This window comes from Oceanobacillus sp. HCA-5259 (assembly GCF_037892815.1).
Taxonomy (GTDB): domain Bacteria; phylum Bacillota; class Bacilli; order Bacillales; family Amphibacillaceae; genus Oceanobacillus; species Oceanobacillus indicireducens.
On the sequence record NZ_JBBKBV010000028.1, the window covers coordinates 14,448 to 27,507 of the forward strand.

13 protein-coding genes are annotated in these 13,060 nt (G+C 33.7%); 6 read left to right on the top strand and 7 right to left on the bottom strand.

The features are described from left to right. The first annotated feature begins 5 nt into the window (after positions 1–5). A complete protein-coding gene (locus WKU33_RS13985) occupies positions 6–1,412 on the top strand; it encodes a sensor histidine kinase (protein WP_340455203.1) in 1,407 nt (468 codons plus the stop codon). Positions 1,413–1,592: 180 nt separating this feature from the next. On the opposite strand, the gene WKU33_RS13990 is transcribed toward WKU33_RS13985, so the two are convergent. The 4 genes from WKU33_RS13990 to WKU33_RS14005 form a co-directional block, all read right to left on the bottom strand. After that, a complete protein-coding gene (locus tag WKU33_RS13990) occupies positions 1,593–1,775 on the bottom strand; it encodes a hypothetical protein (protein WP_340455205.1) in 183 nt (60 codons plus the stop codon). A 1,577-nt stretch (positions 1,776–3,352) separates the two neighbouring features. Further along, positions 3,353–3,586: a hypothetical protein gene (locus tag WKU33_RS13995; protein ID WP_336252901.1), complete on the bottom strand. Its 234-nt coding sequence runs from the start codon at positions 3,584–3,586 to the stop codon at positions 3,353–3,355. A gap of 79 nt (positions 3,587–3,665) precedes the next feature. Then, positions 3,666–3,905 (bottom strand): hypothetical protein, encoded by a 240-nt coding sequence (locus WKU33_RS14000; RefSeq protein WP_336252900.1) that lies wholly within the window; start codon positions 3,903–3,905, stop codon positions 3,666–3,668. Between the two features lie 833 nt (positions 3,906–4,738). Further along, on the bottom strand, positions 4,739–5,647 hold the full coding sequence (locus WKU33_RS14005; protein ID WP_336252899.1) for a DUF2268 domain-containing protein: 909 nt from the start codon (positions 5,645–5,647) through the stop codon (positions 4,739–4,741). A gap of 611 nt (positions 5,648–6,258) precedes the next feature. Here WKU33_RS14005 and WKU33_RS14010 point away from each other — a divergent pair. After that, complete coding sequence (locus WKU33_RS14010; RefSeq protein WP_336252898.1) at positions 6,259–6,564, top strand: PadR family transcriptional regulator; 306 nt, start codon at positions 6,259–6,261, stop codon at positions 6,562–6,564. After that, the gene (locus WKU33_RS14015) at positions 6,561–7,004 is read left to right on the top strand and encodes a hypothetical protein (protein WP_336252897.1); all 444 of its coding nucleotides are present in this window, start codon (positions 6,561–6,563) and stop codon (positions 7,002–7,004) included. Before WKU33_RS14010 ends, WKU33_RS14015 begins: the two co-directional genes overlap by 4 nt. Positions 7,005–7,358: 354 nt before the next feature. Here the strand turns inward: WKU33_RS14015 and WKU33_RS14020 are convergent, their stop codons facing one another. Both WKU33_RS14020 and WKU33_RS14025 read right to left on the bottom strand, forming a co-directional pair. Then, positions 7,359–8,531, bottom strand: a complete 1,173-nt coding sequence (locus WKU33_RS14020) for an MFS transporter (protein ID WP_340455208.1) — start codon at positions 8,529–8,531, stop codon at positions 7,359–7,361. Between the two features lie 7 nt (positions 8,532–8,538). Then, a complete protein-coding gene (locus WKU33_RS14025) occupies positions 8,539–8,913 on the bottom strand; it encodes a MerR family transcriptional regulator (protein WP_336252894.1) in 375 nt (124 codons plus the stop codon). A 260-nt stretch (positions 8,914–9,173) separates the two neighbouring features. Between WKU33_RS14025 and WKU33_RS14030 the strand changes: the two genes are divergently transcribed. Both WKU33_RS14030 and WKU33_RS14035 read left to right on the top strand, forming a co-directional pair. After that, positions 9,174–10,139 carry a hypothetical protein gene (locus WKU33_RS14030; protein ID WP_336252893.1) on the top strand — a complete coding sequence of 322 codons (966 nt, stop codon included), beginning with the start codon at positions 9,174–9,176 and terminating at the stop codon, positions 10,137–10,139. Positions 10,140–10,436: 297 nt separating this feature from the next. Further along, complete coding sequence (locus tag WKU33_RS14035) at positions 10,437–10,655, top strand: hypothetical protein (protein WP_340455211.1); 219 nt, start codon at positions 10,437–10,439, stop codon at positions 10,653–10,655. A gap of 97 nt (positions 10,656–10,752) precedes the next feature. Here WKU33_RS14035 and WKU33_RS14040 read toward each other — a convergent pair whose 3' ends face one another. Further along, the gene (locus WKU33_RS14040; RefSeq protein ID WP_340455213.1) at positions 10,753–12,042 is read right to left on the bottom strand and encodes an MFS transporter; all 1,290 of its coding nucleotides are present in this window, start codon (positions 12,040–12,042) and stop codon (positions 10,753–10,755) included. A 98-nt stretch (positions 12,043–12,140) separates the two neighbouring features. Between WKU33_RS14040 and WKU33_RS14045 the strand changes: the two genes are divergently transcribed. After that, positions 12,141–12,695: a CGNR zinc finger domain-containing protein gene (locus WKU33_RS14045; protein WP_336252890.1), complete on the top strand. Its 555-nt coding sequence runs from the start codon at positions 12,141–12,143 to the stop codon at positions 12,693–12,695. Positions 12,696–13,060 lie beyond the last annotated feature (365 nt).

A 13,060-nucleotide genomic window follows, 5' to 3' on the forward strand; every position in this document is an offset into this window, starting at 1 on the left:
TTTAAATGGCTGGTGTAATTCGAATAATACGTCGTTATCTCATGATTACAATATTAATTGCTTTTTTGTTGGTTATTGTCAATTTTATTCTATTAGGAACCTTGATATTTAGCGATGAAATGAGCAATACCCCTTCTCCAGAAAAAGTAATGAAAGGTGTAACACAGGATTTAACATTACAAGATGATAAATATACGTTACAAAATCGTAGTCAGACGTTTCTCCAAAATAACGATATGTGGGCAATGTTAATAAATGATGACGGCAATGTGGTATGGGAATATGATTTACCAAGTGATATTCCACATTCCTATAGCCTTACAGACGTTGCGAAGTTTTCAAGGTACTATTTGAATGAATATCCGGTATACAGTTGGGAACACCAAGATGGATTAGTAGTAGTTGGCTATCCCAAAGCTAGTTTATGGAAATACCAAATACAATTTTGGTCAGAAGGGGCACAGTCCATTCCATTAAGAATAGGGATTTTAGTGATCGTGAATATAGTGGTAGCGATACTTATTTCTATTATTATCAGTACAAAGCTCATTAAGGGGATTCGTCCATTAATTAGCGGTATTCATGATTTAAGTAAAGAGAAAAAAGTAAACTTAGATACAAAAGGGTTATTCAGCGATTTAGCAAGAAGTATTAATGCAACATCTTCAAAAATTCAAGAAAATAAACAAGCGTTAAAAGAAAGAGATGCGGCACGGTCCAATTGGATTGCTGGTATTTCTCATGATATACGAACTCCTTTATCCGTTATATTAGGTTACGCAAGTGATTTGGAAGATAATAAAAATTTGCCTGATGAACAAAAGGAGCAGGCTTCCATCATTAGACGTCGTACGGAAAAAATTCGAGAACTTGTCAATGATTTAAACTTAATTTCAATGTTGGAGTATGAAATGCAACCACTAGATTTAAAAGAGTTGCGACCTTCTGTCATCGTACGGAATGTAGCAGCAGAATTTTTGAATGGAGGATTAGAAGAGAAATATACGATTGACTTAAAAATTTCTAATGATGAAGGAAAAATTATTGCCGATGAAAAATTACTGGCACGTGCTATTACGAATCTAGTACAAAATAGTATTACTCATAATCCTGAAGGGTGCAATATCGTCATAGAAACACAAATATCCGAAGACCTTTCGGTGTATTATTTAATTGTTAAAGACGATGGAATAGGTATTCCCGAAGAAGTTATTTCTCAATTAGCGTTTTTACCTTATGCTTCAGAAAGAATAAATAAGGTCAAAAAAGGGCATGGCTTGGGATTGCCTATGGTATCCAGAATTATTGAAGCACATAAAGGAACATTTCAGATTGAAAGAAATACTTCTCAACAAGGTGTGAAAGTGATCATAACAATTCCTTTATCCAATAATGGAATAGATAAAAAGTAAGTAGTATACTGTCAACTGTCTCATATGGCAGAGCCTGCATACAGTTAAGTAATATATGGATATACAATCATGAAAAGATCACCACTTGTTCAAGTAGTGATTTTTTTATTTTCTTAGAGTCATTGAAAGGAAAGGTAAGTAAATTAAAGGACTTCACCGTCTTTATCAAAATTTAATCAGTTAATTCTCCGCTATTCGATTAATTTCAAGCATTATGGCCCGCTGTTCTAGCTCAAGAAAATTAATAAATTTTATCAATTCAGGAATAGCATAGTCCATTGTATACACATTATCTGCCATCAAGCCATAGGTGACTTTTACTAGTTTTTCCCCTATCTCAGAAAAGTGCAATTTTCGATTCAATTCATTCCTTAAAAACATTCCTTCTTTCTATTTTTAACTACACTAACCACCTTTTACTAAACCCACATGTACATATCTGTCCGAGAAAAATGCCTAATAATCAACCTATGTTTCCTGCTATATTGTTCCCTACCAAAATTAATGAAAAAAACAAAAATGCCCTAACTGATAAGTCTTCATCAGCAATCTACCACGATTGCGCGAGATTCATTGATTATCGCTCATCCCTATTGGGAGTCATGGAGTATGAATCTAGTAGCTCATCATCAGTAGAACATATCTGGTTTTTGTTTATAATGCACGGCGTTATCTTCCGTGCTTTCTTTGTCAAAGAACAAAGATATGATGAATGAAAGGAGAAAACTAATCATTTTGTGTTCAAATCTTGAAAGGTAAAACGGATTATATAAGCTTCGGCTGCAAGCGATTACATGCATCTTCAACAACGCTCCAATAAGTAACCCATGCTTAACACGGAGTTACGCATGGACAAGTTTGTTATGTGGCTTTATTTCCTCTCCCTTTGTAACTGCAAAGATGGGTGAAGATTTCCCTCTTCATAACTTTCAACAAGTATTTTTAAGAAATGGCAAAAATAAGTAAAATTTTTTTAAAAAAATTATCCAAACTACAAAAAACCCAACTGAATATATATATATTAGGTAATATCTGTAGATATATAAATTGTATCTGTAGTTAGCTTATAAAATTTCAAATTTTTCTGGAGCATCAAATGTTACCAAATCAAGTGTGGTAACGCTCTCAAAACTTCTTATAAATTGTTATTTATTACATCGTTCCTCATTCTTCTTTATCTTACGTTTAGCTAATATCATGATTACTAAGCAAGGCCCTAGGTTGAAGCATATGTTTTCAACATATTTTGTTATACCCAGCCATAATGGCAGAACGGGAGTAAGACTTTAAACAAGACTGGATATTTATGTGGGATTGTGAAGAAATGCACTTAAACTAAAGGGGCAGTTTAGTTTAACGATAAAAGACAGAACCTTATTTTAAAGGTTCTGTCGCTGTTTCATTACTTTTTGTAGTATTTAATATTATAACACCACCTATTATTAACAATATACCCATAACTTTAAGAGTATTTATAACTTCACAACTTTCATTTTACTGTAGACGCTTTAAGAAAATAAGATGAAAAAAGTGCAACATTAGAAGCACAGAAACCCCTAGAAAACTTTTGATCCATGTCGGGTCTTTGGCGCCATTCATTGTCAGGAGCAATCAATTGTAAGCCGATCTCATCTATCAAGCACATATGGTGGTGAATCGACCTGTACATGCAAAGTACGCCACAATGCAACCCGTATTGCTGTGTGGTCAGGTTCTGTATTTTTTTATCATGCATAATTTTATTTCTCCTTTCTATAGTCACTCCTGTTATTCTTTCAGTTAGTACGTAAAATACACAGCTTTTATTACGTAAAATGGCCCGTTTGTTGGAGGAAACGGGCCTATAAATTTTATAGTTAGTTTAATATACGCCAATCAACCATAATTCCACACGCTAATCGGAACCATTTAACTCAAAACATTGCTTTTCGTTGCAATTATCATTTTGCATTTTTAAGAATTTTTACTTCTGCTTGCGTGTCTAGTAACCCCTCTGATAATACGGTTACTTTAGCATCCAACTTGTCGATTTTATCAGCATTTTTCTTTATCTCTTGTTTTACATCTCTTACCTCTTGTTTTAAATCATTTACCTCTTGTTTTACATCCCTTGTTTCTTTTGACAATTCAGTAATAGCTTGTAAAATATGCTCATTAGTCACTTCTTTACTCATATTATTACCTCCTATAGTTTTATCTAATTAATTACTGCTAAATTATTTTTCCTTTTTCTTCTATATAATCGGGCTCTTGTTACTCTATAGAATCAAAGTCAATGTCTGGATGACCGTTTATATTCACTAATTCATCATCTTTTAATCTATAACGTTTTACTCCAAATCGAAGATTATCTTCTTTATCATAAACAACAAATTCTATATATTTTCCATTTTCTCTCATTATAATATCTAAACTACTTCTCAAATCATTTCTATAATCTATACTAGAAATATTATATTCTATATTACTTCGTTCAGCGATTTCTGACTGCACTTTCTCAAGTAGCTAAATTTACTATATCCTCATAGGTTAAATTTTTTTGTTTTAGCTTCTGAATTTCCACATCTACTAGGCTGATAGAAAAAATCATCAATACCATTCTTTTTAACACGTGTTTATGAAAGAAAATCACCTCAATTAGAATAACTTTCATTTAACCTATAATAACATATAATCAATACTGAAAAAACTTAATAATGATGGGATATAATTTTTTATATGAGATACTTGTAATATCTTACGGAACAGGGTGCGATTGCAGTGCAAGATATTAATTGCACAATACTCACTATCACTTAGACATTTATAATCTGGGTGTTTTTTATCGTCTTAACTTGTGGATCAATTCGCATGTTAATTCGCACACCAATTAGCACCGATACACTATTTTTTAATGTAACGAATTGGATTGCTAATAGGTTTACAATTATAAGGTCATTTTTATTAAAAACATTGGTACATCAATAAAAAACAGGGTACTACATCCCAATTGATTTAATACCCTGTTTACGATATAAATTGCGTTCTTACACTTTCAAGAGAACCCGTTAGGAATTTCCCCTTCTCTTCACTAAAATATATTTTTTCGTTAAAATCGATTACTCAAGTTTGGTTAAAAATCCACTTCGGTGGGAGAAATTGCAAGGAACTATCTGCTTAAATGTTACGCTAAACAAATAACTTTCTTTTAAATCCATTTAAAACAAGGAAAGTTGCCCTTGGTTACTTTGCCTGTCATTCCCACTCTTTAATAAAAGAGGATAGCACATAACTAGTATGTGTATCCTTTTTGTCCCAAAATAGCGCCCTTTTGCAGACTATGAGGGTTACTCAGAAAACAAGTCACATCCATGAATTATTTCATCAGTGGAAGCCAAAGTTGCTTCGTAAATTGTCTTATTATACTTTTTCATATAGGACTGAACAGCCTTATATCCTACTGCGTAACCGGCACAGAAAGGAAGCCCAACAGGTTGATACCCTTCTTGTGCCGCAATTTCATCACCAAACATATAACTGCTCACTTCGGCAAACCCTTTTACGTCAAGAGCTTCCCTAATAACATCGGTTGAATACTCTAATTCCTCTTTATCCATGCTAGTAACCCAAGGTCCTAATTGTTCTGTTCCGTATAATTCTTTGGCAAATGACTCGGCTAAACCTTCTATAACAAGATAATCTCCTAATGTTACGTTACCATGGTCCCAATCAAAATAAGAAAAACGAATATTGTGATGAAATTCATGAGCTATAACTGCGGGAAGTTTCGGTAAATTATATTCATTTGGATAGATATTCACAGTAATAAACCCGGGAATACCTCCGAACCCTGTATATCCTTTCTGTAGCTTTAGTTTATCAGGATTTGCAACATACAATCCAAACTTTATTTCATCAGCGTTTACTTTCAAACCCGACTTATTAGCGTTTTCTATACAGTTTTTGATGGTATTATCCGCCACTATATAAGCGTTATTTTCATTTAGGATTGATAACCCCTGTTCGATTTGTTTACCGTTGGAAATATCTGCATAACCAAGCATTTTTGTAGCCATTATAACATCATAACCATTTTCTTGTTTTGCTTTTAAAGGAACATTAATTAAATTCCACATTTCCTTAAATGGCTCCATCATTGTATAACGAAAGTAATTTTTTCTTTTTTCCAAATCCGTAATCGCAAGTAATTCTTCGTATTGTTCCACTGTATCGATTACCTTATAAGTCACACCCATTTTAATCACCTTTTTAACAAATATTTAACATTATAATCTTGAAGCAACTTTATATTTTCCATAAAATTTTCCCGGAGTCAGTTAGGTCTAAATGAAATAATATATTTTTTAAGTTAGCAATTATTTGTGTTAAGTCAATTTTAACAAATCCTAATGAAGGTTGTCGGTTTACTAAATCTTTAAGTTTATAACCTGTAATCTTCCCGGCAAGTATTTATGCAATTTTTTCTAAGACTAATTTGGATAAAACTAACTGGCCGTTAGCATTCTTTGCTTTTAATTAATCCAAATTAGAATAGTATCGTATGTAAGTCCAGTTCTTTTGCAAACGTCGCCCGTTGTGGTGTAATTCACCTCCATATTTCAAGACTAAGGTATTACGCTACGTTAAAGTCAAGTAAAATTATAAGCATCGACTGCAACTACAAATAAAAACCGCGGTCAATTAGATAATTAATTAATCGGGTATTCGGATTATCGTGTGGAAATACTTTTAACGATATAACTTAACACGAATTAATTTATTTTATTGACATTATCTCAAATATAGTTTATTATTACGTCATACGATATAACACTGAACGTAATAATTATTAGAAGGGAGTGGGAACGTGGTTAATAAAAACAGATTTTCGGAACCTTCATTATTGATATTAATAAGTCTTGCTGAAAAAAAACGTCACGGCTATGCAATTATGGAGGACATTGAAAAAAATTACGACATCAAGTTAGGCCCAGGTACATTATACGGAGCAATTTCACGTTTAGAGAAAGCAGGGTATATAAGTGTCCTTGAATCACAAGACCGTAAAAAACCTTACAAGCTGACAGAGGAAGGACAAATATATTTAACTGAGCAAATTAAAGAAATTCAAAAAGTTACCTCACTTGGTATGAAAAGGCTTGGTTTAGTATGAAGTGGTTTATTTATCTTTATCCTAAAAGCTGGAGAAAACGGTATGGCAATGAGTTAATTGAGGTATTAAAACAAACAGACATGTCATTTAAAACAATATTTGACTTGCTTTTAGGCGGAATTGATGCTTGGCACATAGAACTAAGGGAAAGGGAGATTTATGGATTTCGTATGAGTCAAGTATTAGCTTTAATTAGCTTAATTAATGTCCTTATTATTTCAAAATTGATATCATTAAGGGAGGTTATCTTGTTGGAACAAATTGCGTTGATAGTCGCTATGTTATCATTTTTCTTAGCGATTGTTGTTTTAATAGTGAATATGTTTAAAGTTGGAATTATACCAGCCTTTTCAATTAAAACAAGGTTAGCTAAAATATCAGTTGCTTTAATGGGATCATATGCAATCTTTTTTATAACATTTTTAGTCTTAGCAAATTAATTAATCAAACATTGTGTTACTAAAGAGTTGTACGGTTCTTTCTCTCACAGTATAAATGAATTTTAGAAAGAATCCATTTTGAACCAAGCCTTTCTCAAAATGGATTCTTTTTTTGTTTTATTAATTAATCATGTCTAACTCTTACCTAATTTAGTTCAAAAATTTCCCTGCCAAAATTTTTTATTGGCAGGGTTTTTGGCAGGGAACTATATTATTTTTAACTTATTTTGTCCATTTTAGCTTAAAACAAATGCTGTTAAACAGGCATTCTCTTTTCAAATTAAGTTAGCTCTTTACTCCCTTAAAGTAAGGGTGAAACATTTATAACTGGCTCTTCTTTCATTATATATTATATTAGGAAAATCTCGATTTTACTTTCTTATTAGCTGTTCTATTAATAAAAGTAAATAATACTAATGCAATAAGAACTAATACACTACTTCCTATTCCCACATAATTTACTGAACTTATACTTATAACGCCTCCTCCCACAAATGCTCCTAATCCAATTCCAATATAAAGAGCCGAGGCACTGAATGATAAAACCATTTGGGCCTGCTTAGGATTCAAAGATATGAGAAATGAATTAAGAGCAGGGTTCATACCAAAACCAGGGATTCCCCACAATATCGCCACAATTGAAACCATTATAATTGCAAATGTAGATGGATTTAACAGTGATAATAATGAGAATGCTGCTAATAATATAGCAAAGCCTCCTAGCGATAGTTTTAATGTTTTTGGAGCGCCAATCTTATCTGTGAAGTAACCTCCAACTAAATTCCCGAAAAGTGCACCTATTCCAAACAACATAAGAAAAATACTAATATTCTCTACGTTCGTGATACCTGTAATGATAGGAGCTATATACGTATATGTCATGAAACCGCCAGTGGTACCAATAATGTTTACACATAACGTTAATAGAATAATTTTATTGAAACCTTTTAATCTTTCCCTAATCGTTAGTTCTGCTTCTCTTTCAATTTTAGGCAAGAATATCAGAACTCCTATGACAGTAATGAAAGAAACTACAGCAACAAAAACAAAAGAATAACGCCAAGTAAAAACATTTCCAAGCCATGTTCCAATCGGTGCTCCTAAAACTAATCCCATGGTTATTCCTGCTAATATAAATGACAATGCTTTGCCTCTCATTTTATCGGGTACTAGACTGGCAGAAGCAGTCATCGCTAACGGGGTGAATATAGCAGCAGCTAACGCAGCTAATATTCTTGTTAAAAAGAGCATTTCATAAGAAGTCACAACTGATGACAGTGTATTAGCAATAGCAAACATCAACATAGATATAACCAAAAGCGATTTTAAAGGTAAATTCATCATCAAAGTTCCGAAAAGAGGAGCTCCTATAGCATATGCAATAGCGAATGCAGTTACTAGCTGACCTGCTGTAGCAATTGTAACATTCATTTCATTAGAAATATGAGGCAGTAAGCCAGCAATTACAAAATCATCTGTCCCAATGATAAATATTCCAAGTACTAATATAAGAAGTCTGTAATTCATTTAATCCCTACTTTCTAGCTTTTTCTTTTTCTTTATCCCAATAATCCACAAGGTTTTCTAGCTGGTGTTCAATCTTTTGCAAGTAATTTATCTGCTGACGGACATTTGTTAATCGCTCAGAGTAAAGCTCTACTGCAATATGAGCACACCCATTATTTTCAGTGAGATGGAAATCATCACAAGATAATACATGATAAATCTCATCTGTATTCATTCCTATCTTTAAAAACAATTGAACAGCTTTTACTTTTTCAATATCAGATTTCTCAAATTCTCGATATCCATTTTCTAACCTCGAAGGTCGAATCAGATTCTTCTGTTCGTAATAACGTAACGAACGAATGCTTACTCCCGTTTTTTTTGATAATTCTCCAATTTTCATTTTTCATTCCCCTTTTGATCTTTTACTGTAGACACATCATAAACCATAACACCGTGTCAGGGTCAACTGTTTACTTTACCCAGTACACTTATCATTATTAGAATGAATTACAAGCATAATTTGTTGTACATGACTTAGAATTGATTCAAATTCAAAGAATATTCCCAAAAGGCAAATACAGAGAACAATAAACGTTTTTACAGCTCTACCATTGGGAATAAGTCACTATACAATCTTTTAAAATGGGAGATGAATTATTAATGCGAGCATTTGTATACCCTGGTTTACTAAGTTTCATCGTTATTCTTACAGCATGCACCGGTTTAGGCTCAGAGGAAACAGACATTGAAGATCGTAATGCAACAGAAAACGAAGAAAATGAACAGCATGGAGAAGCAGAGCCGGAAGACAACGTATCTTCTAATAATGAAGAAAACCATCAAGAGCAACCTAGTGATACAAACGGAGAAAACGAGGGGAATGAAGAGAATCGAGAAACATCTGAACCTGGCATTTATGACCCTGAGGAAGTGAGCGGGCGAGAAGATCCAGATGGTGATGGTAATATCGTATACCCTGAAGCCTTAGAGAATCTTGAATTACCTTATATATATGAAAATACGGTTGTTTATAGCGGTACGATTAATCCTAATCAAAATATTCGATTTGAGCTACCGTTGCCAGATACAGATGATACGGAAACGGTTGAACCAGATGTGTCAGACGAAGGTTATTTTACAATTCCACTTGGAGGAACAGAACTTGATGCTGGTGATGAGTTGATCGTGTATGTTATGGGTGACATGCCCCATGAGCAGCAATTTGTTCTCCCTATTCAGCCGGCAGAAGAAGGAATGGAATTGATAGAAAGTAGTTCAGCAACAGAAGCAATAGAAGAAATCAAAGAGGCTACTTATTTACCGGAATTTTACGAGAATACATCGACCTATTATGGAAAAACATTACCAGAAGTTGATGTGCAAGTCTCAGAGGTAGACGCATTCATCGGAGATACAATGGAATTGGAAGCTGATGAGAACGGAGATTTTAGCGGGGACTTTTCTAATTTCCCATACGTAGCAGCAGGAGAAGCAGGATTGCAAGAAGGGCAGTCGTTGTTGTTCACCATTAGAGACGAAGAAGGACATGTCGCTTTATTGATGACTGAAATTCAACCCCCTTCTGATAATCCCGAATATGATGGTCCAGTATCTGAAGATGATTGATGTACTATCCTGATTCCGTTTCTGCTTTCATTACCAGATGATTTTTGGAACTATGTCAAGAAATTGGACATTAGAAATGCTGAACTTCTTGACATAGATTCATATTTAATCAGATAAGTCCACTATACGATTAATTTCAAGCATTATAGCTCGCTGTTCTAGCTCAAGTAAATCAATAATTTTGATTAATTCAGGAATAGCATGCTCTAATGTATAAACCCCGTCTGCCTTCAAACTATAGGTATCTTTAACTAATTTCTTCTATTTCTGCAAAGTACAATTTTCGATTCAATTCATATGTTTATAAGCGTTCTTTTTTCAAAATTATACGGATTAATACAGCAAACAGACAACTTAATTGATTTAGTCATCGATTTAGAGGAGTCCGCTGAATTTCCAGAAGGTAAAGAAGTTGAGTTTCTCTATGCAGAAGCTGATGGGGTATTCATTCAAGCAACAGAAAAGAATAAGAGTCACGAGGTAAGCCATGCGATCGTTTATGAGGGTTGGGACTGATACTAAACATCTTATTGGATTTTCACAAAAAACTCCTTTGCAGTTAACGAGAACTCCTGACCCTTTAAGAATACTTAAGCAGTTGTTGGGTTTACTGTCAAAATGTTGTTTTTCCTCCAATTAAAGATTCCTTATTTTTTAATTCTTCTTCATTCAAAGTTTCTACACTAGGTACAGGTGAAAATAGAACCCAAAGAACTGCTGCAATAGATCCTAGCCCACCTACCACAAGTGTTAGTCTCAAACCAATAATGGTACCGAGAGCGCCACCTAACAATGCTCCCAATGGAGCCACTCCAGTAACCAAAAAACGATAGCTAGCATTCATTTTCCCTAACATTCGGTCAGGAGTCACCGTTTGGCGCATACTAATGACATGAATATTAGAAATCACAACTCCCATTCCACCGAAAAAGAACGAAATAATTAAAATAGGTGCTGAAATGTAAATAGGACCTGTAGCTATAGGAATTAATAAAGGTGAACTACAAGCAATAAACATTGTCCAAAGAATCGTCCTACCTATTTTAAACCGTTGAGCTAAGTAATTTGCAATCAGCGAACCAATAATAGCACCAATACTAGAGGTAGCCATAATGACTCCAAGTAAAGTAGGTCCTATTTCTAATTCTCGAGTAATGTATAAAATTACAACTGCCCAAGTTATTTGATTAAAAAAGTTATACGTAGCAGCTTCGCCCGAAATTGCACGTATGTATTTATTTGATAGTACAAACTGTAATCCCTTTTTTATATCGGTAAATATTGGTGTCACTTTTTGATGTTTTATAGGAGCAGTTTCTTTTGAACGAATAAAAATTAATAAAAGCGCAGATATAAAAAGTGTAATTGAATGAATCAGCATTGCAAAAGGTGCAGCTATTAAGCTGACTAATCCTCCCCCAATTCCAGGACCACTTATTTGTGCAACTGAACGGCTCATTTCAAGCTTACTATTCGCTTCAACAAGAGAATCCCTAGTAACTAAAGAAGGTAAAAAGGATTGATAAGAAACATCAAATAAAACGGTTAGAGTACCAATAAAGAAGGCAATTATATATAAGCCTTCTATTTGTAAAATTCCAAAATAATAACTCAAAGGTATAGATAGATAAAGAAAAGCCCGAAGTAAATTAGCGATAATCATTAAAGGTTTCCTTCTTACACGATCAATCCAAACACCAGCGAATAGTGTTACAAGTAGAAATGGAGCAAATTGTGCAGCATTTAATAACCCCATCTGCATTGGTGTAGCTGATAATGTTATTGCTGCAACTAATGGAAATACAAACGCAGCAATTGTAGAGCCAAACATAGCCAGTGTTTCACCTGTCCAAAACTTCATAAAATCTGCGTGTTTCCATAACTCACCCATCTTTATTTTCATAAATTAAATCCCCTTTTTGTAATGGTTAATTTTTATTTTAAACATTACATGATATAATAAATAAAAGCAACACAAAAAATAAAGAAGGAGAAAACAATTTGGCTAATGATATGATTTGCTTAGATATTATTAATACGATGTGGTATGACTATCGCGGGACAGGAAAGTCCGAAGACAGGTTAACAAACCCTAAATGGATAGAATATTTTATGAAGGATTGGAATCTGACTCATTTATCTTACCCTTCCGATGAAACAATTAAGGAACTGCAGAATTTACGTCAACTAATGAGGGATATTCTTCAAAAAACAACTCAGAATCAATTACCTTCAGCCGATGAATTAATGAAATTAAATACTTTTATGGATAAAGCAAAACGGAGTCCCGTATTAATCAAAAAAGAAAATCATTTTGAATTAGAATTGGTAGCTGATAAACAGAGTTGGAGCACTTTCATGTCTGAAATTGCTCTTTCCTTTTCAGAGTTATTCACAAAAAATGAATATAAGCGTGTGAAATTTTGCAAGAATGAAGATTGTCGTTGGGTCTTTCATGACAATACAAAGAATGGCCGTAAACACTGGTGCAGTAGTGATACATGCGGAAACTTATCCAGAGTACGAAAGCATAGAGATACTCTCAAGGAGGACTAGCATTGAATACTAAAGAGTTATCATTATCACAGTTAGATGCAGTTCATAACAAGATTGGTTGGTTTGTCACGTCTTGATAACACAAGCATTAAAAGATGTAACTGTTGACGAAGCAAGGTGTCCTAGAGGAACTCGTTATAAAATTAACACAAATGCACAGTCCTTTAATAACCTAGAAGGATATTCGTAGGAGGAAACATTAATTTCTATTCATCAAATTATGCAGGAATGGAAGCAAGTCATTGAAGATCCATATGTAATCACTTCAGTGAAAAAGTGGAGAATCTTACCCATTTAACAATTCATAATGCTTATCATATTGGGCTAATTGTAGACATTCGAAAGCAACAAGGCGCTTAGAAGTC